The organism is Flavobacterium sp. GSA192, assembly GCF_006386525.1.
Lineage (GTDB): Bacteria > Bacteroidota > Bacteroidia > Flavobacteriales > Flavobacteriaceae > Flavobacterium > Flavobacterium commune.
Window position 1 is genome coordinate 284,748 of sequence record NZ_VAHC01000005.1, and the last position, 24,342, is coordinate 309,089.

Sequence of the window (24,342 nt, forward strand, 5' to 3'; positions counted from 1 at the left end):
TTAATCCTTTTTAATCCCAATGCGATTCGTTAATTTTTATTAAAAAAACAATGAAGTATTTGATATATAATTAGTTGTTGCGTCTAAGGCGTTTGATGATTTTATGGTAACGTTTGTGATAAGTGCTGTGTGTAGGGTACTTACGGCTTGGTGTCATATTGTTGAAAATTAAAGCCGTAAAAAATAGAATTAGTACCCCGGTTAATACAGGAGAAAGTACATACCAATAACCTAAATCTTTGATTTTTTGTGTACCAATAATAGCAATCAGAGCTGTTGCTCCTCCGGGTGGATGTAGGGTTTTAGTTATTTGCATTAAAACAATCGATAAGGAAACAGCTAAAGGTGCGGCTATGTAAACGGTTTCAGGGAATAAATAATGAACAGTGACACCAATAAAGGCAGAAATTAAATGTCCGCCAATAAGATTGCGAGGCTGAGAAAAGGGACTTTCGATAATTCCATAAACCAGTACACTTGAAGCTCCGAAAGAACCAATAAGATACACCACATCCTGATGTGAAAATTGTTGACTTTGCGAATATGCAATAAGACCTATTCCGATAAATGATCCTATGAATGACCAAAAATGTTCTTTGTAATCAATTAATGTTTCCTTGTAAAGGATGTAACGGGTTTTGCGATAACCGCGTTTAATTTTAGAAGTTGGCATGATTTTTAAAATTTAAATACTGGGAACAAAGGTGTAAACCGTGTTAGGGTAAATCATTTTTGCGGTATATTTAGAAATTAAGCAAGCAGCTAATATTGGAAAAAATAAGGTGTAATTATTTGTTAGTCCACATACAAGGAAGATGGCGGTAAAAGGAGCGTGAATACTCGCACTCAATACAGCCGCCATACCAATTACCATAAAGTTTACAGGGATGATTTGTGTGTCGAAAAAAGTATTAAGTACCGAAGCAACTAATATTCCCAGAAATGCTCCAATAAACAGGCTGGGAGCAAAAACTCCACCATCGCCACCGGAAGCCAGTGTGATTGAAGTGACAATAGGTTTTAAAAGCAAAACGCCTATAAAAGTTAAAGCCAAAGTAAATGTTAAGGGAATTTCGTTATTGGCAGTAGTAATAGTTTTGATGGCATGATAACCTTCGCCATACAATTGAGGAAATATAAAAAGCGAAACGCTTAAAATTACCGATCCAATGATGATTTTGTAATAATGCGTTTCGATTTTTGCAAATTGCGATTTGAAAAACAATACGCATTTGGTAAGATAAACCGAATTGATTCCAGCCAAAATTCCCAATAAAATAAAGTAGGGAATTGCTCTTAAATGCCAGGTGTTTATTGATACAGTAAATAAAGGTTCTTCTTTTAAAAGTGTTAGCAGTCCAAAGGCTATAGATACAGCAATTAGATTTGAGATTACAAAAGCACGGGTTACTTTTCGCGAAATTACTTCCAGAGCAAATAAGATTCCGGCGATAGGGCTGCTGAATAAAGCAGTAATTCCGGCTGCAACTCCGGCGCAAATAAGTTCGGTTTTGTATTGGCGAAAAACATTTTCTTTTTGTTGTGCTACCGATCCTATGGTTGCAGTTGCCACAACGGTAGAAACTTCGATTCCGGTTGAACCACCAAAAATAACGGTTAATAATCCGTTTATGGTATGTGATGGAATTTTATAAGAAGGTAGGTTTTTGGTTTTTGAATTTGTGCTTTCAAAAACTTCTTTAATGCCTTTGTTTTCCTTTTTCTTGAACATATAAAGTCTCAGGAAATAAATAACTGATAAGCCAAAAACCGGAAATAAAATATAGAAAAAAGGGTTGGTGCTGGCTTGATGAAAAAATATCTCTTCGTAGTATTCGGTTATTTTTTTTAAACTAATCCCTAAAAAAGCTGAAAGAAAACCAATTAGGATAGAAACGATTATTAATTTTCGAAGTTTAATGAATTGATGATTTTTTTTGATTTGCGCCGTTTTATTCATCAGAAATTAAATTTGTATAACATATTGTTAAAAAGGACTGCAAATTTAGGTAAAAACAAATGAAATTTAAAAAACAAGCCGTGTTTTGTTATAATAAAATTTAGTTAAAAAAATTAAACTTCATAGAATTCAATTGGTAAGCGGTCAGGATCGGCTATGAAGGTAAATCGCTTTTGAGTGAATTCATCTATGCGAATGGGTTCTACATAAATGTTTTTGGATTCTAGGAAAGCGACTGTTTGATCCAAGTTTTCAACAGCAAAGGCTAAATGGCGTAATCCTTGAGCTTCTGGAGTTGAAGGTCTTGCAGGAGGATTGGGGAAAGAGAATAATTCAATGCAATAATTACCATTCAGTGCTAAATCGAGTTTGTATGATTTTCGTTCTTCACGATATACTTCACGAACAATTTGTAATCCCAGAATTTCAGTGTAAAACTGTTTTGATTTTTCGTAATCAGAACAAATAATGGCGATATGATGAATGTGTTTTAGGTGAATCATTTTTTGGAATGGCTAGATTATTCTTGATTTAGTTTTCGAATTACTTTGGCGGGATTACCAACAGCAAGTGAGTTGTCGGGAATATTTTTTGTAACAACCGAACCGGCTCCAATTACGCATCCTTTGCCAATAGTTATTCCCGGACAGATTACTGAATTACCACCTATCCAACAATCATCACCAATAGTTATCGGCAAGGCATTTTCAAGTGTTTTTCTGAGTTCGGCATCGAGTGGGTGAGTGGCGGTATAAAGTTGTACGCCGGGAGCAAAAAACACATTGGAGCCAATGGTAACTTTTGCGCAATCTAAAACAACACAATTGACGTTGAAATAGACGTTTTCTCCACAAGAAATATTGTAACCGTAATCACAATGAAAAGGAGGTTCGATGTATAAATTAGGACCTGCATTCGGAATTAATTCTTTTAAAATCTCTTTTGCTTTTTTGGTCAATCGGTATTCGGTTACGTTTAGGCGATGCAATAAATTTTTAGCTTTTCTTCGGTCTTTTATAAGAGTGGAATCTCCTGCTAAATAGTACTCGCCATCGATCATTTTTTCTTTTTCGGTTTTCATTTTTTCGAGTGTTTTATTGGGGTGTTTTTTGTTGTCTTTTTTAATGGTTTTTTGAGGCTGTTTTTTGTGTGAAAAACAGCTTGTTTTTTTGAGTTTTTTTATAGTCAAAACCGAGCTAAAAAATAGCTCTCTTTTTATTGTTTTTTTATTGGCTAATTCAAGGAAAACTGATTCGGATTTTTTGGGTTTTGATTTGTGTAAATATAATTTAAAAATGTAAAGCTTGTTGGTTTTTCGATAGAACTATTTTGGATTGAAATAGAATCAGCTGAGTTTGAAGAGGTGTTTTGTTGTGTTGTTTTTGATGGTTTATTTTGTTGAAATCGGGAAGGGGTACAGGTGTTTAATCCTTGTTTTTTTGAAGAAATAATGTTGGTTTTCAGAAGATTTTTTATTTAAAGTTATACTTTATGTAAATGTATTTAATTTTATTTTAATTTCGAATGTTTTTATAAATTCAAATTTAAATGTTGCTGGATTAGAGTTTAATCCTTGAAAATCGAATGCTTAATCTTATGGTTTATGTAAAATATTTTAAAATACTGGAATTTAATTTTTTAACTATTTGTAATAGATTATTTCTATGATTGGTTTTTGACTGTTTTTTGAGGATTTACAGTCTTTTGTGAGAGTGTTTTGAATAAAAATATTCTTTTTTAGAAAAGGATTTCTAATTCTTGTTTTTTGAATTAACATTTGTAAAAGTAATTTTAATTTTTGATTTATGCGTGTTTTTAAAAGGCTTTTTTGTGTCTGATTTTTGAACATTTTTATCACTTTTTATTTTAATAAAATGAGTGTTTTTTGAATACGATTTTTAGATGATAAAATGTTTTAGTTTTGATTTAGTTTTTCGAAAAGCAAATTGTCCTGTTGCTTTTGGATTCATCTTTTTAATGGTTATTTTGAAATTCTATTATTTAGTATTGAGGTTTTGTTGAGAAAAAAGAAAGCAATTTATGTTGTGTGAAAGAGTGTTTTTTTATGCTCTTTTTTGATGATTTTTTGAAGCGAATTTGTCATCGTTTTTTGTATGAAAGTGACTGAGATATTTGAGGGTTTTTTGAAGAAAAAAAGAGTGCTTTTTAGACTGAAAAAGAGTTGCTTTTTTTAGGTTATTTTTGAATTTTTTAATGTATTGTTTAGGAGATTTTTGGAGTGTTTTTTGGAGTAGTTTTTGATATAATGACTGTAATAATTTTTTGTTAATGCAGTGTAGAAAACAACTTAAAGATTGTAAATTCGTCTGATTGAAAAAAAAATAAAAAACACATATGAAATATTTTGCGTTGTTCGCTTTTACAGTTCTTTTCTCTTTACAAATTCAGGCTCAAAAAGTAGCGGTTTACGATAATTATACTGCTTTAGAAAAAGCAGTTTTGAGTGATGTTAATACCACTTATGTAGTGAATTTTTGGGCTACCTGGTGCGCTCCTTGTGTGAAAGAATTACCTCATTTTGAACAGCTAAATTCCGAAAATAAAAAGGTTAAAGTAGTCCTTGTAAGTTTGGATTTTCAGAATCAATACGAGGCTAAATTGCTGCCTTTTTTGAAAAAGAAGGACATAAGATCAGAAGTAGTTTTGCTAACAGATAAGGATTATAACACCTGGCTTCCTGCTGTAGATAAAGATTGGTCAGGCTCCATTCCGGCAACTTTAATCATAAAAAATGGTAAAAAAGTATTTGTAGAAAAGATGTTTTCCAGCTACGAGGAATTAAATCAATATGTAAATTCAACTATCAATTAACAAATTCAACTATGAAAAAATTAGCTGCTCTCTTATTGTTTACCGCTGTCATTATTACGACTGCTTTTACTTCAAATGTGCCAACACCGTACAAAATTGGTGATACGGCTACTGATTTTAAATTAAAATCGGTTGACGGGAAAATGTATGCTATGTCTGATTACAAAAGCGCAAAAGGTTTTATAGTGGTTTTTACCTGTAATCACTGTCCTTTTGCTGTAAAGTATGAAGACAGAATTAATGATTTGGCTAAAAAATACAAATCTAAAGGTTATATTTTATTAGCAATAAATCCAAATGATCCTGAAGTACAGCCTGAAGATAGCTATGAATTGATGAAAGTAAGAGCCAAAGAAAAAGCATTTGCTTTTCCTTATTTGTTTGATGAAGGACAAAAGATTTATCCGCAATATGGAGCTACTAAAACACCACATGTGTTTTTGTTAGATAAAAACCGTGTGGTAAAATACATTGGTGCAATAGATGATAATGTGGATAGCGCAAAAGAGGTGAAAGAAAAATACCTTGAAAATGCTATTGCAGCTTTAGAAAGCGGAAAAACACCTTCGCCTGAGACAACAAAGGCAATTGGCTGTTCAATTAAGGCGAAAAAATAATTAGTATAGATCTCATTTTTAAAAGAGTAAAGACCATCAGGTTTTTACTCTTTTTCTTTTATATATGTTTTTCTAATTACTATCAAAACAGGGATTAATAAGGAATAAACAATAAAAAACGGAATGATGAATTCAATCCAGTTCAGCGCAAGCATAACGGCGATTAGCAGTAATTGAAATCCTAATCCATAGAGTGAAACCAGGCTCATAAACCAGTTAGGAAAGCTTTTTAACTGAGAAGCACCATAATCCAGTTTGTAGATAATTTTGTCAAAACCACCGTAGGCAACAATGTAAATTCGGAATAAAAAACTAACCCATTTTTGACTTTCTCCCTTGAATGCTTTAGGGGTTTTGTTTTCGAAAATTTTACTGGTTTTGTCTCCGCCAACGGATTTGTTTCTTAAAATCACATAATAGTAATTGTATAAAGTGCCTTGTAACTGGATGCAAAAAAAAGCAATTAAAGTGGTTTGAAAAGAACTGTCGGAAACATTGCAAATTGCTGCCAGAAATAAAAAGTTAAGCACAATGTCAAACAAGCTGTCCAAGTATCTTCCGGTATAGGAAGGTGTTTTTTTTATTCTGGCCAATTCTCCGTCAGCAGCATCGATTACTGATTTTAGAATGATAAAAAAGCAAGCCAAATAATAATGATCTTTTAAGATACAATATATGGCGATGATTCCTGATACTCCAAAAAGCAATGTAACATGAATAGGTGTAAATGAGGTGTTTTTTAGCGTATTGGCAATCCATTTCCCTGCCGATCTCCCATAATCAGAAAAATCAAGAAATTGGTTTTGTACAGCAAGTTTAGACATTTATAGAAATGTATAAGGAAATGCGACAATATAGTCTATAGTAAATATAGCTAAAAAATACTACTTAGACAATCGATGTAAGCTGAAAGTCATTGCTGTAAGTAAAAAGAAAGCCGTGATTTGGTGGGCTAATCCTAACCATAAAGGCACGCTGAACAGTAAAGTGAAAACACCTAAACCAAATTGTATGAATACAATAATTACTAAGCTGTTGATTCCTTTTTGCTGAATTGCCGAAAGACTGTATTTTTTGCTTTTAAAATACAAAGCCAGAATAAGTCCCACCACTACATAAGCCATGGTTCGGTGTATAAACTGAACACCGCTTTTTCCTTCAACAAGATTGAGAAAAACTGTTTTCTGTTCGATAAAAACACTATCATGAATCAATTGTCCGTCACTCATTAAAGGCCAGTGATTGTGAATCAAACCAGCATTTAAACCAGCAACAAAGCCACCGTAGATGATTTGTATCAATAAAAAAACAAGTGTAATACTTGCCAGTTTTCTGAGTGGAATTATAACTTCTGCTTTGTTTGGATATAATAAATCCAAAGCAACCCAAAGTGTGTAAGCAAAGGTAATGAAGGCAAAAGTTAAGTGGAGTGAAAGTCTAAAATGACTTACATCCGGATTGTCAATTAAGCCGCTTCGAACCATAAACCAACCTAAAAAACCCTGAAAACCTCCCATGGCTAAAAGGACAATACATTTTTTGATGGTTTCGCCTGAAAGTCTTTTTTTGATTAGGAAATATACAAATGGAATAATAAAAACCATTCCGATGATTCGTCCAATAAAACGATGAAACCATTCCCAAAAATAGATAAACTTATAATCATCCAGTTGAAAATCATTATGAACGTTGATTTTTTGGTATTCGGGGAATTTCTTGTATTCTTCAAAAGCCGCATTCCATTTTGCTTCGGTCAATGGCGGAAAGGTGTCTGTTATTAAATGCCAATCGGTCATGGATAAACCGGAATTGGTTAATCTTGTGATTCCGCCTACGGTAACCATTAAAAATAAAAGGAAACATCCTGATAGTAACCAAATGATGACTGATTTGTCTTCTTTTTTCATTTTTAGTATATTGTTAATCTGTTATTTCGTCACTTTTTTTAATCCTAATTTTTCGGCGCGTTTTAGAACAAATTGATATGCTGCCTCGTATTCGTTTGGAATTTCACCCTCTAAAATAGCTTCTTTTACCGCTTCTTTGAGAACGCCAATTTCTCTGGAAGGTTTTAAATCAAAAATTGCCATAATTTCTTCACCTGAAATAGGCGGTTGAAAATTACGAATGGAGTCTTTTTCTTCGACTTCTACAATTTTTTTACGAACTATTTCAAAATTTTTATGGTATTTTTTGAACTTAGCCGGGTTTTTGGTCGTGATGTCGGCTTCGCAAAGGGTCATTAAATCTTCAACATCTTCACCAGCATCAAAAACCAAACGACGTACAGCTGAATCGGTTACAATGTCCTGTGAAAGTACAATTGGTCGCGAACTCATAATTACCATTTTTTGAACAAATTTCATTTTTTGGTTCAATGGCATGTGCAGGCGTTCAAATAGTTTTTTAACCATTTTGCCACCCAAAAATTCGTGTCCGTGGAAAGTCCAGCCTTGTTTTTTATTAAATTTCTTAGTTGGTGCTTTACCAATGTCGTGCAATAAAGCGGCCCAGCGCAACCAAACGTCATCTGTGTTTGGGCAAATATTATCGACTACTTCAAGGGTGTGATAAAAGTTGTTTTTATGGGTTTGTCCTTCAATTTCTTCTACCTGATTTAAAGCGGTTAATTCGGGTAATAAAATATCTAAAAGTCCTGTTTTGTATAATAAAAGAAATCCAACAGATGGTTTTGGTGTCGAAAGAATCTTATTCAATTCATCAACAATTCGTTCTCCCGAAATGATTTTAATTCGTTCAGCATTGTTAGAGATGGATTGTAGTGAGTTTTCTTCAATTTCAAAGTTCAGTTGTGTAGCAAATCGGATGGCACGCATCATTCGCAATGGATCATCTGAATAGGTGATGTCGGGATCTAATGGCGTTTTTAGAATTTTATTTTCCATGTCAATCAGACCTCCAAAAGGATCTAGCAAATCACCAAAATTATTTTCGTTTAATGATAATGCCAAGGCATTGATGGTGAAATCACGACGGTTTTGATCATCTTCTAATGTGCCGTTTTCGACAATAGGATTGCGACTGTCGTGGGTATATGATTCTTTTCTGGCTCCCACAAATTCGATTTCGGTATCTTCAAAACGCAGCATAGCTGTGCCATAGGTTTTAAAAACCTGGACTTTTGGTTTCTTTGGTAGTAATTCAGATACTTTTAAGGCTAATTCGATTCCGCTGCCTACGGCAACAATGTCGATGTCTTTTTTAAAATCACGTCCTAAGATTAAATCTCTGACAAAACCTCCAATGACATAGCTGTCAACCTGAAGTTCTTGAGAGGCTTGAGAGATAATTTTAAAAATAGGATTATGTAAGGAGTCTTTGTAGTTCATAATGATTTACCGCAGATTCGCAGATTTTTTTATTTTTTTGTGCGAACAATTCGTTTGTATTCTAAAGAAACAGAATTAAAATTTACTAATAATGCTAGTTCATTATCAGATACTTTTAAATAATTTAAGCATTGATTGTAATGACTATTGTTAAAACAATCTACAGTTTTAATTTCTAAAATAATTGAATTATAAAGTACAAAATCGGCATAAAACTTATGTTTTAAAATTGTGTTTTTGTAGTTAACTGAATATTCTTTTTCTCTTTCGTATGGAATGCTATTTTCATTGAATTCAAATTCCAAAGCATCTTTATATACAATTTCAGAGAAACCTTTTCCTAGATTTTTATGTACTTCAAATAAAATTCCAATGATTTTATAGGTTTCATCTGCGGATAAGTATTCTTCCATATTTTAAAAATTAAAATCTGCGAATCTGCGGTAAATACACTATTTACGTATCACTTTCACCTGACAATCATTCGTTAATTTGATGATTGTAGATGGTTTTCCGGCAATTTTATCGCGGTGCAAATTTACAACATAGTCCACACCTTTTATAATTTCCGGGCTAATATCTTTGAAGGCAATAGGAGTGGGCTGGCCTGAGATATTTGCCGAAGTAGATACCAATGGTTTTTTCATTCGCTCTAATAATTTGTAACAAAAAGGCTCTTTTACTAATCGAACTGCCAAAGTATTATCAGCGGCAATTACATTTTTAGCTACATTTCGGGGTTGGTCCAGGATTAGAGTTGTTGGTTTTTCAGATAAATCAATGATTTGCCAGGCAACTTCAGGAATTTCCTTGAAAACATTGTACAGCATTTTTTCGCCATTCATCAAAACAATCATGCTTTTTGTTTCCTCGCGCTGTTTTAATGCGTATATTTTGGCTACAGCTTCAGGATTGGTAGCATCACAACCAATTCCCCAAACCGTATCGGTAGGATAGAGGATGATACCGCCTTCTTTGATTATTTCGTAGGCTTTGTGGACTTCGGTATTGATATCTTGCATAAGAATTTTAAATAAAAGCAAAGGTATTCAATACAAGTTGTTTTAAGAAATATGTTTTCTGTTTTCACAGAAAATAAAATTTGTATTTTTGAGCAAAATTTTATCCATGCAATTTCTTGTTTATTTACTAAGCTATCCCTTACTGATATTAATTTCGTTTTTACCGTTTAGATTGCTCTATGTTTTATCAGACATTGTTTTTGTATTTGTATATTATGTTTTTGGATACCGCAAGAAAGTAGTTCAGGCTAATTTATTATTGGCATTTCCTGATTATACTGATGGTAGGCGTAAAGAAATTGAGATTAAATTCTACAAACACATGTGTGATATGTTTTTAGAAATGATGAAAACCATGTCTATTTCGCAGCAAGAAATGGAAGAACGTTTTGTTTTTAAAAACTTAGATGTTTATTTAGATTTAGAAAAAAAAGGAAAAAGTATCGCTATGATGATGGCGCATTATGCCAGCTATGAATGGGCGATATTGATGAATACTAAAATTAGTTTTGGAGCATTTGCTATTTATAAGCGTTTGAGTAATCCTTATTTTGATAAATTAATACGTAAAATTCGCTCTAATTTTAAAACAAGATTGATTCATACAAGGGAAAGTGTTGGTGTTATTGAGCGAAATGAAATTCAAAAAAATAAAGGACTTTATGGATTTATAAGCGATCAGTCGCCAAGATCCAGAGGTAAGAGGCACTTAGGGCTTTTTATGGGAATTGAAGTGCCTGTTTTTACCGGTGCCGAAATGCTTGCCAAAAGATTTGATATGAATGTAATTTATCTAAAAGTAACAAAAGTAAAAAGAGGTTTTTATGAAGCCGAAATTGAAATTCTTGCCGAAGATGTAAAAAACGTTCCTGATTATCAAATTACAGACCTGTTTCTGAAAAAGGTAGAAAGTCAAATAATAGAAGCTCCGGAATATTATTTGTGGACACATAAAAGATGGAAGCATCAGGATAAGAAGCGTGTGTAGTTGTTAGTTATTGGTTACTATTAATTGTTAGCCGTTTGTTCTTTTCTGAATAGGAATAATTAGAAGCATAAGTTACTTTTGTTTCTCAAAAAAAAATATATAAATGATTATAGAAGTTAATCCAAATTTTCTAAAATACACTTCAAATTTGTTGAGTATAATAAAAGATTTTAGGACATCCGGAGTTGTTTTTGGGAATGGTAAACGTAATACGATAAAATTATTTGAGTTAGAAAATCAAACAATTAACATAAAGTCATTTAAAGTTCCTCATCTTTTTAATCGCATAGTCTATAAGTATTTTAGAGAATCAAAAGCTAAAAGGTCTTATGAGTATGCAACTACTTTATTGGAAAAAGGAATTGGTACACCCCAACCTATAGCTTATTTTGAAAATACAAATTGGCTGGGACTGAAAGATAGTTATTATGTAAGTGAACATTTAGTGACCGAATTAACATTCAGAGAGTTGATTACAATTCCAGATTATCCGGATCATGAGAATATTTTACGTCAATTTACGCGTTTTTCCTTTGATTTACATGAAAAAGGAATTGAATTCTTAGATCATTCACCTGGGAATACTTTAATAAAAAAGGTTTCTGAAAATCAGTATCAGTTTTATTTAGTTGATTTGAATAGAATGAATTTTCATCAGCAAATGACTTTTGAGCAACGTATGAAAAATTTAAGACGGCTTACAAGGAAAAAAGAGATGATTGCAATTATGAGTGATGAGTATGCTAAATACTATAGAACTAAAACTCATCAGGAAATATTTGATACAATGTGGGAAGAAACGTGTCGTTTCAGGGAAGGTTTTGAAAGAAAAAAACGTTTAAAAAAGAGCTTGAAATTTTGGAAATCTTAAGCTCTTTTTTGTCACAACTATTTTTTGAACATTGAGTTGATTTTGAGTCTTCTCAATAATGAAAGTTTTCTTTTTTCAGGTACACCATTTTTTTTGATATAATTCTCTACAGTTTCAACCATGCGTTGAGCTGATTTTCCATCAGAATAAGGATGGTACTGGTCAAAAATAAACTTACGATCTTTAGCAAAAGTATCAATAGTGAAGTTTTTTTCGACTAAAGTTGTTAATTCTGAATAATTTGAACTGTTTTCCCAGAGTATAGTTTCAGATATGTTGTTGAAAGTAATGACGGCTTTGTCTAATAAAAGAAATTCATAAATTACTGAAGAGGTATCGCTAATAAGTAAGTCAGCTATAAGTAGCTGTTTTATTATGTTTTTATCGGTTTGAAAAATGATATTATCTATCTCAGATGCAATTTCTTTGTATATATTTAACCAAGATTGATCCATTAATGGATGAAATTTTAGTAAAATGACATATTCTTTATTGCTTGCTAATTTTTTAATTTCCTCTGTTAAAAAAGGAGCGGAGGTGAGTTTTGGTGAAAAAGTGGGTGCGTAAAGAATTATTTTCTTAGCATTGAAGCTTTTAAGTAAATTTTCTTTTTCGGTTTTATACAAATCTTTATTGGTGCCATAAATATCTAATTTAGGCCATCCCGTTTCAATTACATCAAAATCCTTGTATTTTTTTCTTAAAGAATTGAATTTAGAAGTAAAATAAGGACCTTGAGTTAAGTAGAGGTCAAAATAATGACGTATTCTAAAATGCCCTTTTTTTTCACCGGCTAATCCATGAAATATCTGAACTTTCAAACCTCTCAGATAATGAGGAACTTCGTTGCCAGGAACAAAAATAGCATCGCTTTTGTAACTTTCTAAGTCGCTTATTGAAGTTGTGTGATTTTCTGATTTGTATGGAAAATCAGCTAATATAGATTCACGAACGTACCATAAATATTTATGGCCATTGTTCTCCAAATGGTTTTTTAAGGGTTCGAGAATACCAAAAGCATAATTGTCTTGACAAAAAAGGATACATTTCATGGATTAAAGCATTTTATTCACATTTTCTAAATCTTCTACAAAATCAATTTCCATACAAGTATATTGTGATATATCTACTGCTTTTACTTTTATATCGTCTTTTTCGATAGCTAACTCTAATCCTCTTTCAAAATAATCATTATCATCACATTCTTCAAGTCTGTTAATGAACTTTTTAATATCATTTGATGATATGAAATTAATTCCAACAGCTTCTCCTAATCCGTTTTTAACTGTTTTTGATAATTCATCAATATAGCCGTTTTTCAAAGTGTATTTTACTTCTTCTTCAGCAACTTTACTAGTGTTTACTGCAACAAATGACTCTTTAGCTTTTATATATGGTTCTAAAAGATTTAAAATTAAAGGGTCAAAAACAACATCGCCATTCATCCATAAAATAGATTTGTCAGCATTTTTTTTCAAGGCTTTTAATAAACTTTTAGAAGTGTTTGTTCTGTCAAAAAAAGGGTTGTAGATATAAGTTAATTCAGGGAAACGTTCCATGATTAAATCTTTTTTAAAACCTACTACTACATTAATGTTATCAATATTGAATTTAGAAGTTATATTTTCAATTTGCGTTTCCATGATGCTTTTTCCATTTTTTAATGGAGTTAAAGGCTTAGGGAAAGGGTTTCCAAGCCTTGAACCCATGCCGGCAGCAAGAATAATTATTTTCATGATTTGTTTTTTTGAAGTTTCAAAGGTAGGTTTATTTTTATTTTAGAACAAAAAAATTAGAACGGACACAAAAATGCAGATTAAAATTTAAGTACTGTAATAACGTGGAATTATTTTAACCTATTTTCAATCCAATTTAGTATGTAATTTTGAGAACTCATATTTGCTAATTCCAAACTTTGAAAGGTTGTAAATAATTTGTTTTTATTTATTGTGAACAAAAAAAGTTTTAGTTTTACTATATGATGTCTTTTATATGATCTAAAATGAATTAATTGAGCATCTTTTTTATGATAAAATGAATTATTTTTTATTTCTAAATGTTCGGATAACGACGATACAATGAATTGGTCTTTATTTCTAAATTTATGTTTTATATTAGTTTCAAGTATTTTATGATTATTGTCAAAATAGAATTGTAACGTGCTTTTTCGAACAGCAACTGGAGTGTGAAATCTTCGTAAGTAATTTTTTGTTCCAGCTAGTTTGGCGCTATTTTGTTGAAATTTTTTAAAGCCAAGAGTTTTCTGTTTTTTATTTAGACCTAAAGTTGAAAGAATTTTATAATAAGTTTTTCTAATAGATTGGTTTTCGTGGTATTTTTTCCATTTACCTCTTATGATTGGAATGTCATTTTTAAAAAAGTCACTTATTTTAGTTTCCCTCATTATAAAAGTATCATCATTAAAAATTATAAAATGATTAGATAAATTAGGGATTCTGTAGAGCATACAGCCAATTGTGCAGGAGTTAAAACAGGGTAGAAATTTTTCATAACCTTTGAATATAACTCGATGATCTATTATTTCTAAATTTATTTTGTTTTTTAGAGCTAATAGTTTTAGTTCATCAAAAAAGTCGGGTACTTGGTTGTCTGTTACCAAAAATATGTTTTTTACAAAAGAAGCGTATTTTATAATTGACTTAATAGCGATATTTATTTCGCCAATGGAATTATAGCGTACACTTTCTTTCTTTTTGTTAAAATCTATTTTAGTTTCGGTATAAATGTTGAGTTTTTCTTGCCAATTTTTATCATTTCCATTTACCCATGTAATAACAGCGTCAACTTGCATATTGTATTTGTATTAATTTTTTAAATTTAATTATTTACCATGAAGGATTTCAGGAGTAAATTAAGATCTAAAAGTAAGGTGAAACTTTTGAATTATTGTGATTCTTTTTTTATTTTGTAAAAAATAATTTAATAATTAATGTTATTCTAAAGCCATGATTGTTTAATTTTATTGAATGATGTATCTTGTAAGGGTAATAGGATTAAGTAGTTGTCAATAATGAAAAATTCCAAATTCCAATCATTATAATTGGAATTTGGAATTTAAAACATTGAAAGTTTGAATTTTAAACCGCTACATCATATTCTCTTAACGCATTGTTTAGAGATGTTTTTAAATCAGTAGATGGTTTACGGGTTCCAATGATTAAGGCACAAGGAACCTGATATTCTCCACCTGGGAACTTTTTAGTATAACTTCCTGGAATAACTACTGAACGGGCAGGAACAAAACCTTTCATTTCAACAGGCTCATCACCAGTTACATCAATAATTTTAGTAGATGCTGTCAAACATACGTTAGCACCCAAAACGGCTTCTTTGCCTACGTGAACTCCTTCAACAACGATACAACGAGAACCTACAAAAGCACCGTCTTCAATAATAACCGGAGCTGCTTGTAATGGCTCTAAAACACCACCAATACCAACACCACCACTCAAGTGAACATCTTTACCTATTTGAGCACAGCTACCTACAGTTGCCCAGGTATCTACCATTGTTCCGGCATCAACATAAGCACCAATGTTTACATAGCTTGGCATCATGATTACTCCGCTGGAAATAAATGAACCATAACGTGCAGAAGCACCAGGAACTACACGAACTCCTTTTTCAGCATAGTCTCTTTTTAATTCCATTTTGTCATGGTATTCAAAAATTCCTGCTTCTAAGGTTTCCATTTTTTGAATAGGGAAGTACATTACTACCGCTTTTTTTACCCATTCGTTTACTTGCCATCCGTCTCCTTTTGGTTCAGCAACACGTAGTTTACCGGAATCTAATAATTCGATAACTTCTCTAATCGCGTTAGTTGTTGTTTCTTCCTGCAACAAAGCTCTGTTTTCCCAGGCTTGTTCTATAATTGTTTGTAGATTGCTCATTGTATTAATATTGATTTTAATTTTATTTTTTTAAAGGATTACCGTATGTTTTTAAATAGCTTTCGCCCAATAATTGAGCACCACTTGTATTGAGATGGTCAGCATTTCTATAAACGATTGTATTGTTTAATTCGATTTTACATTTTCCATTCTCACACATTACTTTGTTCAAATCAATTATAACTATTGAAGGGAATTGTTGTTTTATTTTATCAATAATATAATGCTTTGGTCTTTTATATGCTGTTATGGAAAAATCTTTTTCGGCAAAATAGACGCTTCTTTTTGCTTTTACTAACTTAGCTCGGTGCAAATTTAAGTCAGTCATTTTTCTTAACGGGTCAAAAATAAATATTTTTTTTCCACTTTTTACTAATTCTCCTAAAGTCTTTAGAGTTGCATTGTATGTTTTTTTATTTTTTGGGTGAGATATATTTTCCCAGTTAGCTGCTATATAGATATTTTTGAATTTTTTAGCATAATTCAAACGTTCTATAGCATATTTTTCAGGATAGGATTTTATACCGCCATTATTGTCAATATTATTCATAAGCGGATAGCCTCCGGCAGCACTGTCGTGAATGTATAAACCGGCGTCTTTGGCTAATACATCCAGAAAAGCTGCGGTGTGGTTAGCAAAAGAATCCCCAATGAGCATTCCGTCTAAAGTGTCTTTTTTAACTCCAATAAAGCAATCATCGCAATTTCCTACTTTAAATTTATCAAAACACTGACCTCTTAATTTGTTGGGATAGTTTTTTTTAGGGACAAATTCGGCTAATTCAGGTTCTCTTTCCGGAAAACCATCTTTAGCATCTAAAATACCATAAATTACAGCAACTACAATTAAAGAAGGGATAAAAACAACTAATACTGTTTTTTTGAAATCAAATTTTAGAGTGGTTCTAAATGGTTGTTCAATAAATTTCCATGTAAGGTATGAAAGAAGGAAAGTGACGATTAAAGCAGTAATTCTAATAGTTCCCTGAAGCTGGATTCCGGAGTATTTTATTAATACAAAAATGGGCCAATGCCATAAATACAATGAATAAGAAATCAAACCGATTCCTATCATTATTTTGTTTTCAATCAGTTTGTTTACAATTCCTTTGTTTGAGTTTGTTTTGCCTGTAAATAAAAGAAGTGCTGTTCCTAGACAAGGCCAAAAAGCATTTAATCCGGGGAATAAACTACTGTTCGTTAATACAAATGCAGGTATAAGTATTAATAAAAGTCCAATAACGGAAAGGATATTGTTCTTGAGCTGACTTAAGTTAGGCAGTTTTTCCCAATACAGAGCAAGACAAGATCCTATAAGGAGTTCGAATAATCTGGCAGGCAATAGAAAATAAGCCATTCTTGGATTGCTGTAGCTTTGGTATATCGAGAATATAAGTCCAACTATGCAAAGTATAAAAATGATAAAAAAACGTTTTTGAGCATTTATTCTTTTGTGGAAAAAAAGTAATAAAGGAGGAAGTAGAAAATAAAATTGTTCCTCGACTGAAAGCGACCAAGTGTGTAAAAAAGGAATCAAGTCAGAACTTTCGGCAAAATAATCACCGGAATTAAAATACAGATGAAAGTTGTTAGAGCAAAGAAAAGTGTATAATAGGGTTCTGGAATAGGCTTCTAAATTGTTAGAAAACAAAATGAAATAAGCCGGAATAGTAATTATCAGCATGATAAAAACTAAAACAGGAATTATTCGTCTGATGCGACGCAAATAGAAATTTTTAAATGAAAAAGTGTTTTTTTGTATCTCTTTCTCAATTATTGAAGTAATTAAAAAGCCCGAAATAACAAAGAAAACATCAACACCAATAAAGCCTCCTGGGAATAGAGAAAATCCTGCATGGAAAATAATTACGAGTAATATAGCAATAGCTCTTAGACCATCAATATCGGGTCTGTAAGTGTTTTTTAGACTCATTAAAGTTTAATAGTTAAGTTTTTTTAATTAAGAAATTTCGGCAAATATATGTTTTTAAAATAGATGTTAATAGTGAAACTTTTCTTGTGCTTCTTTTTTAGACTTAATTAATTTGGTAATTTTATTCCATACCTTTGTTGAAAAAATAAAATGCCCAGAATTCTCGCCATAGACTACGGTCAAAAACGTACCGGAATTGCTGTTACCGATGAGATGCAAATTATAGCTTCGGGATTAACCACAATTCCCTCTTCCACAGCAATCGCTTTTTTGAAAGACTATTTTGCTAAAGAAAAAGTAGAATTGGTATTGATTGGAGAACCGAAACAAATGAATGGACAACCTTCGGAGAGTGCTTCTATTATAAAAGGATTTGTGACGCATTTTACCAATCATTTCCCGGATATGAAAATGCTGAGGGTTGACGAGCGATTTACTTCAAAAATGGCTTTTCAAACCATGATTGATAGTGGTTTGAAGAAAAAACAACGTCAAAATAAAGCCTTGATCGATGAGATTTCGGCAACAATTATGCTGCAAGACTACCTTTCGCGCAAAATGTTTTGATAATTCTTTGTTAAAGCGATTAAACTTAGTGATAAATGTAACTATTTACACTTTAAATAGTGTTTTTATTGTGATAATAATAAAGTAACTTTGCGCTTTCTAAAAAAATAGTTATGTCTGATACAACCATACGTTCAAATTCTGATGTAGTCCTTATTGGTGCTGGGATTATGAGTGCTACTTTAGGAGTAATTTTAAAAGAATTACAGCCTGATATTACAATTCAAATTTTTGAAAGATTAGATAATGCAGCAGCAGAGAGTTCTGATGCTTGGAATAATGCAGGTACAGGACATTCGGCTTTTTGTGAATTGAATTACACACCACAAAAAGAAGATGGAAGTATTGATCCTAAAAAAGCCATTAGTATTGCGGAATCTTTTGAGGTTTCACGTCAGTTTTGGGCTTATTTAGTAGAACAAAACAAAGTTGCATCGCCAGAGCAATTTATCAAAAGTATTCCACACATGAGTTTTGTTTGGGGGGATAAAAATGTAGATTTCTTAAAAAAGAGATTCGAAGTTTTACAAGCAAATCCTTTGTTTCAGGAAATGGCTTTCAGTACTGATTACAATCAGATAAAAGACTGGATGCCTTTGGTAATGGAAGACAGAAAAGTGGATGACAAAATTGCAGCAACTACTATGGAAATAGGAACTGATGTTAATTTTGGTGAATTGACCCGAAATATGTTTGCTTATTTGTCAGGATTAGAAGGGGTTAGCATTCATTTTGGACATGAAGTTAGAAAAATCAAAAAAAGAGAGAGTGGTAAGTGGCGTTTGAAAATAACTGATTTGGCAACCGGTGAGCGCAAAAGAGTATATACTAATTTTGTTTTTATTGGAGCAGGAGGAGGTTCGCTTCCGTTGTTGAATAAAGCAAATGTTCCCGAAGGCGATGGTTATGGCGGTTTTCCGGTAAGCGGACAATGGTTAAAATGTACCAATCCTGAGGTAATTGCAAAACATGAGGCTAAAGTATATGGTAAAGCCAGTGTAGGTGCACCACCTATGTCGGTACCACATATTGATTCCCGAATGATTAATGGTAAAAAAGAACTTCTTTTTGGACCTTTTGCCGGTTTTTCTACACGTTTCCTAAAAAATGGTAAATATTCTGATTTGCCTTTGTCTTTAAAACCAAGCAATGTAATGCCAATGCTTATTGCAGGTTATAAAAATATTCCGTTAACAAAATATCTTATTGAGCAGGTGCGTCAATCCCCACAGGACAGAATTAAAGCTTTACGTGAATATGTGCCAAGTGCCAGAAGTAAAGACTGGAAATTAGAACGTGCCGGACAAAGAGTACAGGTGATTAAGAAACACGAAAAAGAAGGTGGAGTACTTGAATTTGGTACCGAAATGATTACTACTGCCGATGGATCTTTATCTGTTTTACTGGGGGCTTCTCCCGGAGCTTCCACTGCTGTTTCAATTATGGTTGAATTAGTAGCAAAATGCTTTAAAGATAAAATTGATACTCCTGAATGGCAGGAAAAATTAAAACTGATGATTCCTTCTTATGGACAAAAATTAAATGAAAATCCGGAATTATTAAAAGAAGTGAGATCAAATACTGCTAAGGTTTTAAAAATAAAATAGCACTGTATTTATTTTAATTTATAAACAAGAAACCCAACTTATTGTTGGGTTTCTTGTTTTGTAGCCATTAACAACTGAGTTGTTTTTACAATGTTTTCAGACAAACTGGTCATCCATATTAATTGTTCAATAACCAATTGTGCTTCCTGCATTTTAATTTGATAAGCTTCTTCGTCAATCAGTTTGATTTGTTTTAATTCCTTGGCCCGAATGTTTTTCAATTCGGTTAATCTTTGATTAAAATCTTCATTTGAAGCAGCAGCAATTGCATCATAATTTGATTTACTTAGTAAGTTGATAGAATACTCCAGATTTTCAATTACTTTATCCACTACAACATTAAATGCTTTAGAGGCTTCGGTGGTTTTGTGCGACTGAATATAAGTTCCCAACGAAGCAATAGATGATAATAAGGAATGGTTTAGTACGGTGAGTTTGTAAACCTGAGGCAATTTACTTTGTTTGGATTTTGGTTCTTGCAACATTCGCTGGAAAGAAGCCATTAAATTTCCAATTTCTATAAAAGCCTGTTTTCTGGCTAATCGGTATTCGGTAGGAACTTCTCCTTTTTCATTGTACAAAATAGAAATTTGTTTCAAATAATTTCGGTTGGCTTCTATAGCATCCTGAATGTAAACAGGAAGGCTTAAAAATTCCCAGGAAGGCCATAGAAAATAATTGGCAAGGAGGCATAAAGCAGCACCAACAATGGTATCCAGAATACGGTATTCGATAACATTGCCATTGTCAGGAGATAAAACACCATAAATCAGAACAACATAAATGGTAATAAAAGTTGCGCCAATTTTGTAATTACTGGGATTGAATGAAAAACCTAAGAGCATCGCAATAATAGCAATTGTACTGATAATATAAGAATCGTGAATGATGTATAAAATTCCAAAAGCAATAAAGCCGCCTGCTACAGTTCCGAAAATGCGGTGATAAGTACGTTCGTTTGTGAGCCCAAACCCCTGTTTCATAATAACTACAATGGTTAGGATAATCCAATAGACATTTTCTAAAGGAAGTACTTTACCAATCATGTAGCCTAATAGAATAGTAATGGTTATTCTGAGCGAATGTCTGAAAACGGTTGAGGAAAAGCTGAAATTTTCTACAAAAGTACTCAGCGGATAATACTGTGGCTTAATGAATTTTTCAATGTCCTTGTCCCTTCCTTTTAAATCTTTGGCGTTAATATTAGCGGTAAAAGCTCGTTCTAAAGTGATGATTTTTTCCACTTGTTTTTCGGCATAATGCAGCATAGTAATCAGCATTAAAACCTCTTCTGATGAAGAATCGGTTTTTAAATCTTTTTTGTAATCGCTAATAGTGTCTTCAAATAAATGTAAGTCTTCCATGAGATTATGTTCCGATTCGTAAGCTTTACTCTCCTGAATACTTTTAGATAACAGCTTTAGGCTTTTACCTAAATTATAAGCAAGGTTTTGATAGGTTTCCAGAGCTCTTGGATAACCATCAAATTTTTGATGCAGTTTGTTGTGGTCAAATGAAGTGGAAATGGCAAGTTCGAGTATTTCAACTAAAGAGATAAAACTCAACAGTAATTTTCGGTTTTGACCTGAAGAACCTGATTTGGTTCGGCTGCTAATTAAAACTTCCCGGATATTTTCGTGTAGAACATTCAGTTCTACCTGTAAATGCAATTGTTTCTTGGTGATGGCTTTTCTATTCGAATTTAATTCCCAAAGATCGCCGCGCAATTTCAGGTATTTTGCCGTAAGTCGGATGCATTCTGCCATTTGTAATTCGACATAGCGATTGGGTTTTATATGAAAAAAAATAACAGAAATAAGGGTGTAAAATAAACCTCCGGCAAATAAAAGTCCTGAATAGTGGAGGATTTCCCATCCTGTATTCAAATGTGCAAAAGCCAGTGACAGGGATAATAAAGCCGAGAAAGATACCATCGTGGCACGTTGTCCGTACACTAAAATCATTGAAACATTAAAAATCAATAAAATTAGAACAGGGTAAAAAAGCCAGGGATAAGGATAGCAAAGATTGATAATCAAATTAACTCCGGCAATGATAAGCGAAGTAACCAGTAATCCGTTGATTTTATGTTTTAAATTACTGGGAATATCACTGGGAAAAGTAAAGAATGCTCCCAAAGCAATCGTGAAACCAATATGGAAATAACCTAAATATGAAAAAAATAGAACAGGCGAAACGGCGGCGATGGTTATTTTTAAAGCATTACTGAAATCAGTACCGGAAATAAACTTCTGAATTTTAGAAATCATAAATTAGGGATTATTTACAAAGGTATGAATTGTGCGATTTATCAATAGAATAAATGAAATTGTTTTTTAGGATAAATTTAAAACTACTATTTATCGGTATCTCTACTTAGCTTTGTCTAAAATTTTATTATTTTTGGCAATCCTAATTCAGGATAAAGAACCTTTTTGAGGTGAATAATATTTAATACAACAACAATGATTTTACCAATTGTAGGATATGGTGATCCGGTTTTGAGAAAAGTGTGTGAAGAAATTACACCTGAGTATCCAGATTTGAAAGAAACAATTGCCAATATGTATGAAACAATGTATAACGCATCGGGAGTAGGACTGGCAGCACCACAAGTAGGATTAGCAATTCGTTTATTTTTAGTAGATGCAACTCCTTTTAGTGATGACGAAGATTTAGCAGCCGATCAGCAAAAACAGTTAAAAGGTTTTAAACGTACTTTTATTAATGCAAAAATTATTAAGGAAGAAGGAAATGACTGGGCTTTTAACGAAGGTTGTTTGAGTATTCCTGATGTTCGCGAAGATGTGTATCGCAAAGAAAAAATTACAGTTGAATACTGCGAAGAAGATTTTGTGATGAAAACCGAAGTTTTTGACGGATTGATTGCCAGAGTTATTCAGCACGAATACGATCATATTGAGGGAATTTTGTTTACCGATAAAATTTCATCTTTGAAAAAGCGATTAATCAAAGGAAAATTGAAAAACATCATGGAAGGAAAAACATTCCAGGAGTACAGAATGCGTTTCTTTGGTAAAAAAGGAAGATAAAACTTTTGAAAATCCTGTTTTTGGTATTGTTTTTGACCAACAACAGCAGTGAAAAAAAATAAAATTGAATTCTTAATAATAATTTTAAAAGCATGAATTTAGAAAAAATATTAGCGATTTCCGGCAAGCCAGGTTTATATGTTTTAAAAGTACAAACACGTACAGGTTTTGTGGCAGAATCATTAACTGATGGAAAAAAAATCACAGTAAACTTAAAAAGTAATGTGAGTTTATTATCTGAAATTTCAGTTTACACTTATGAAGGTGAGAAACCATTGAAAGAAGTAATGGATGCTATTGCTGCTAAAGAAAATAATGGAGCTGCTATCTCACACAAAGAAGATAATGCTACTCTTGCGGCTTATTTCAAAGAAATTTTACCTACTTATGATGAAGAAAGAGTATATGCTTCTGATATTAAGAAAATTTTAAACTGGTACAACACTTTGCAGGCTAAGGGTTTAGTTGTTGAAGAAACTCCGGTTGAAGAGGTGGTTGAGGCTGCTGTTGTTGAAGCTGCTGCTGCTGAAAAACCAAAAAAAGCAAAAAAAGTAACAGAATAAATACTTTCTGAATTTTTATAATAATCCTGTGTTTTACTTAGTTTGAAACACAGGATTTCTTATTTTTACTCAAAACCAAATGCAATGAATACAAGACAAATCCAATTACAGGCTTTTGAACGATTGTTAGATATTATGGACGATTTACGTGAAAAATGCCCTTGGGATAAAAAGCAAACCATACAAACCCTCAGACATCTTACCATCGAGGAGACCTATGAATTAGGCGATGCTATTTTGGATAATGATTTGAATGAAGTCAAAAAAGAATTGGGCGATTTGTTACTGCATATTGTTTTTTATGCCAAAATAGGAAGCGAAACCAATAATTTTGACATAGCCGATGTTTGCAACGAAATTTGCGAAAAACTCATTCATCGTCACCCTCATATTTATGGTGATGTTGAGGTAAAAGACGAAGAGGAAGTCAAGCAAAACTGGGAGAAGTTAAAACTCAAAGAAGGAAAAAAATCAGTTTTAGAAGGTGTTCCAAGAAGTTTACCGGCATTAGTAAAAGCCAGCCGAATTCAGGACAAGGTAAAAGGAGTTGGCTTTGATTGGGAAGAATCGCATCAGGTTTGGGATAAGGTTCAGGAAGAATTACAGGAATTGCAAGATGAGGTACAAGCAGGCAATCAGGATGCCATTGAAGCTGAATTTGGCGATGTTTTGTTTTCGATGATTAATTATGCCCGTTTTCTGAATGTTAATCCCGAAGATGCCTTAGAACGAACTAATAAAAAATTTATTAAACGTTTTCAGTATTTAGAAAGCAAAGCCAATGATTTAGGAAAATCCCTAATGGATATGTCTTTGGCTGAAATGGATGTTTTTTGGGAAGAAGCGAAAAGAAGTTAAAAGTTAGAAGTTAAAAGTTAGAAGTTAAAAGTTAGAAGTTAGAAGTTAAAAGTTAGAAGTGGGGAGAAAGCAGTATTCAGAAGGCAGTATTCAGAAGGCATAGGCAATGTTATGAGTTAGAAGTTACTCACAAACTTGTCTTTTCAACGAAGGACAAATCTCATCAATTAGCTCGATAAAGTGCATACTATTTTGTAGAGATTTGAT

The 24,342-nt window shown here is 32.4% G+C and carries 24 protein-coding genes; 9 read left to right on the top strand and 15 right to left on the bottom strand.

What is annotated here, in order from left to right:
- Window positions 1-70: 70 nt before the first annotated feature.
- The 4 genes from FDM27_RS12190 to FDM27_RS12205 form a co-directional block, all read right to left on the bottom strand.
- Window positions 71-673, bottom strand: coding sequence for an HPP family protein (locus tag FDM27_RS12190; protein ID WP_071183421.1), 603 nt, complete (start codon window positions 671-673; stop codon window positions 71-73).
- A gap of 12 nt (window positions 674-685) precedes the next feature.
- The gene (locus tag FDM27_RS12195; RefSeq protein WP_071183420.1) at window positions 686-1,960 is read right to left on the bottom strand and encodes a chloride channel protein; all 1,275 of its coding nucleotides are present in this window, start codon (window positions 1,958-1,960) and stop codon (window positions 686-688) included.
- 113 nt (window positions 1,961-2,073) lie between these two features.
- Window positions 2,074-2,463 (bottom strand): VOC family protein, encoded by a 390-nt coding sequence (locus FDM27_RS12200; RefSeq protein WP_140486811.1) that lies wholly within the window; start codon window positions 2,461-2,463, stop codon window positions 2,074-2,076.
- Window positions 2,464-2,480: 17 nt separating this feature from the next.
- Window positions 2,481-3,041 carry a sugar O-acetyltransferase gene (locus FDM27_RS12205; protein ID WP_071186046.1) on the bottom strand — a complete coding sequence of 187 codons (561 nt, stop codon included), beginning with the start codon at window positions 3,039-3,041 and terminating at the stop codon, window positions 2,481-2,483.
- A gap of 1,274 nt (window positions 3,042-4,315) precedes the next feature.
- Between FDM27_RS12205 and FDM27_RS12210 the strand changes: the two genes are divergently transcribed.
- Together FDM27_RS12210 and FDM27_RS12215 are read left to right on the top strand one after the other, a co-directional pair.
- Window positions 4,316-4,792 (top strand): TlpA family protein disulfide reductase, encoded by a 477-nt coding sequence (locus FDM27_RS12210; RefSeq protein ID WP_140486813.1) that lies wholly within the window; start codon window positions 4,316-4,318, stop codon window positions 4,790-4,792.
- An 11-nt stretch (window positions 4,793-4,803) separates the two neighbouring features.
- Entirely contained in the window at window positions 4,804-5,409 is a 606-nt protein-coding gene (locus tag FDM27_RS12215) for a thioredoxin family protein (protein WP_140486816.1), read from the top strand.
- Between the two features lie 44 nt (window positions 5,410-5,453).
- Here the strand turns inward: FDM27_RS12215 and FDM27_RS12220 are convergent, their stop codons facing one another.
- The 5 genes from FDM27_RS12220 to FDM27_RS12240 are packed head-to-tail and all read right to left on the bottom strand — an operon-like array spanning window position 5,454 to window position 9,781.
- Window positions 5,454-6,233 carry a CDP-alcohol phosphatidyltransferase family protein gene (locus tag FDM27_RS12220; RefSeq protein WP_140486818.1) on the bottom strand — a complete coding sequence of 260 codons (780 nt, stop codon included), beginning with the start codon at window positions 6,231-6,233 and terminating at the stop codon, window positions 5,454-5,456.
- A 60-nt stretch (window positions 6,234-6,293) separates the two neighbouring features.
- Window positions 6,294-7,316, bottom strand: a complete 1,023-nt coding sequence (locus tag FDM27_RS12225) for a COX15/CtaA family protein (RefSeq protein ID WP_140486820.1) — start codon at window positions 7,314-7,316, stop codon at window positions 6,294-6,296.
- Between the two features lie 21 nt (window positions 7,317-7,337).
- Entirely contained in the window at window positions 7,338-8,759 is a 1,422-nt protein-coding gene (locus FDM27_RS12230; RefSeq protein WP_071183414.1) for a CCA tRNA nucleotidyltransferase, read from the bottom strand.
- A gap of 29 nt (window positions 8,760-8,788) precedes the next feature.
- Window positions 8,789-9,172 (bottom strand): GxxExxY protein, encoded by a 384-nt coding sequence (locus FDM27_RS12235; protein ID WP_071183413.1) that lies wholly within the window; start codon window positions 9,170-9,172, stop codon window positions 8,789-8,791.
- A gap of 39 nt (window positions 9,173-9,211) precedes the next feature.
- Complete coding sequence (locus tag FDM27_RS12240) at window positions 9,212-9,781, bottom strand: L-threonylcarbamoyladenylate synthase (RefSeq protein ID WP_071183412.1); 570 nt, start codon at window positions 9,779-9,781, stop codon at window positions 9,212-9,214.
- Window positions 9,782-9,869: 88 nt separating this feature from the next.
- Here FDM27_RS12240 and FDM27_RS12245 point away from each other — a divergent pair, with 88 nt between their 5' ends.
- Complete coding sequence (locus FDM27_RS12245; RefSeq protein ID WP_317133612.1) at window positions 9,870-10,769, top strand: lysophospholipid acyltransferase family protein; 900 nt, start codon at window positions 9,870-9,872, stop codon at window positions 10,767-10,769.
- A gap of 103 nt (window positions 10,770-10,872) precedes the next feature.
- Entirely contained in the window at window positions 10,873-11,640 is a 768-nt protein-coding gene (locus FDM27_RS12250; RefSeq protein ID WP_140486825.1) for a lipopolysaccharide kinase InaA family protein, read from the top strand.
- 17 nt (window positions 11,641-11,657) lie between these two features.
- Here the strand turns inward: FDM27_RS12250 and FDM27_RS12255 are convergent, their stop codons facing one another.
- The 5 genes from FDM27_RS12255 to FDM27_RS12275 all read right to left on the bottom strand — a co-directional run bounded on the left by FDM27_RS12255 (window position 11,658) and on the right by FDM27_RS12275 (window position 17,487).
- On the bottom strand, window positions 11,658-12,692 hold the full coding sequence (locus FDM27_RS12255) for a CDP-glycerol glycerophosphotransferase family protein (protein ID WP_140486827.1): 1,035 nt from the start codon (window positions 12,690-12,692) through the stop codon (window positions 11,658-11,660).
- Between the two features lie 3 nt (window positions 12,693-12,695).
- Window positions 12,696-13,376 (bottom strand): NTP transferase domain-containing protein, encoded by a 681-nt coding sequence (locus tag FDM27_RS12260; RefSeq protein WP_140486829.1) that lies wholly within the window; start codon window positions 13,374-13,376, stop codon window positions 12,696-12,698.
- A 110-nt stretch (window positions 13,377-13,486) separates the two neighbouring features.
- Complete coding sequence (locus FDM27_RS12265; RefSeq protein ID WP_140486831.1) at window positions 13,487-14,452, bottom strand: Stealth CR1 domain-containing protein; 966 nt, start codon at window positions 14,450-14,452, stop codon at window positions 13,487-13,489.
- Window positions 14,453-14,738: 286 nt separating this feature from the next.
- Window positions 14,739-15,554, bottom strand: a complete 816-nt coding sequence (locus tag FDM27_RS12270) for a 2,3,4,5-tetrahydropyridine-2,6-dicarboxylate N-succinyltransferase (protein ID WP_140486833.1) — start codon at window positions 15,552-15,554, stop codon at window positions 14,739-14,741.
- Window positions 15,555-15,576: 22 nt separating this feature from the next.
- The gene (locus FDM27_RS12275; RefSeq protein ID WP_140486835.1) at window positions 15,577-17,487 is read right to left on the bottom strand and encodes an acyltransferase family protein; all 1,911 of its coding nucleotides are present in this window, start codon (window positions 17,485-17,487) and stop codon (window positions 15,577-15,579) included.
- 150 nt (window positions 17,488-17,637) lie between these two features.
- On the opposite strand from FDM27_RS12275, the gene ruvX reads away from it, so the two are divergent.
- Together ruvX and FDM27_RS12285 are read left to right on the top strand one after the other, a co-directional pair.
- Window positions 17,638-18,054, top strand: coding sequence for a Holliday junction resolvase RuvX (gene ruvX, locus FDM27_RS12280; RefSeq protein WP_071183402.1), 417 nt, complete (start codon window positions 17,638-17,640; stop codon window positions 18,052-18,054).
- Between the two features lie 113 nt (window positions 18,055-18,167).
- Window positions 18,168-19,661 (top strand): malate:quinone oxidoreductase, encoded by a 1,494-nt coding sequence (locus FDM27_RS12285; RefSeq protein ID WP_071183401.1) that lies wholly within the window; start codon window positions 18,168-18,170, stop codon window positions 19,659-19,661.
- Between the two features lie 38 nt (window positions 19,662-19,699).
- Here the strand turns inward: FDM27_RS12285 and FDM27_RS12290 are convergent, their stop codons facing one another.
- A complete protein-coding gene (locus tag FDM27_RS12290; protein ID WP_071183400.1) occupies window positions 19,700-21,931 on the bottom strand; it encodes an FUSC family protein in 2,232 nt (743 codons plus the stop codon).
- 195 nt (window positions 21,932-22,126) lie between these two features.
- On the opposite strand from FDM27_RS12290, the gene def reads away from it, so the two are divergent.
- From def to mazG, 3 genes are all read left to right on the top strand, one after another.
- The gene (gene def / locus FDM27_RS12295) at window positions 22,127-22,714 is read left to right on the top strand and encodes a peptide deformylase (protein ID WP_071183399.1); all 588 of its coding nucleotides are present in this window, start codon (window positions 22,127-22,129) and stop codon (window positions 22,712-22,714) included.
- A 92-nt stretch (window positions 22,715-22,806) separates the two neighbouring features.
- Window positions 22,807-23,277 (top strand): DUF5606 domain-containing protein, encoded by a 471-nt coding sequence (locus FDM27_RS12300; RefSeq protein WP_140486837.1) that lies wholly within the window; start codon window positions 22,807-22,809, stop codon window positions 23,275-23,277.
- Window positions 23,278-23,361: 84 nt separating this feature from the next.
- Entirely contained in the window at window positions 23,362-24,135 is a 774-nt protein-coding gene (mazG, locus tag FDM27_RS12305; protein ID WP_071183397.1) for a nucleoside triphosphate pyrophosphohydrolase, read from the top strand.
- Window positions 24,136-24,342 lie beyond the last annotated feature (207 nt).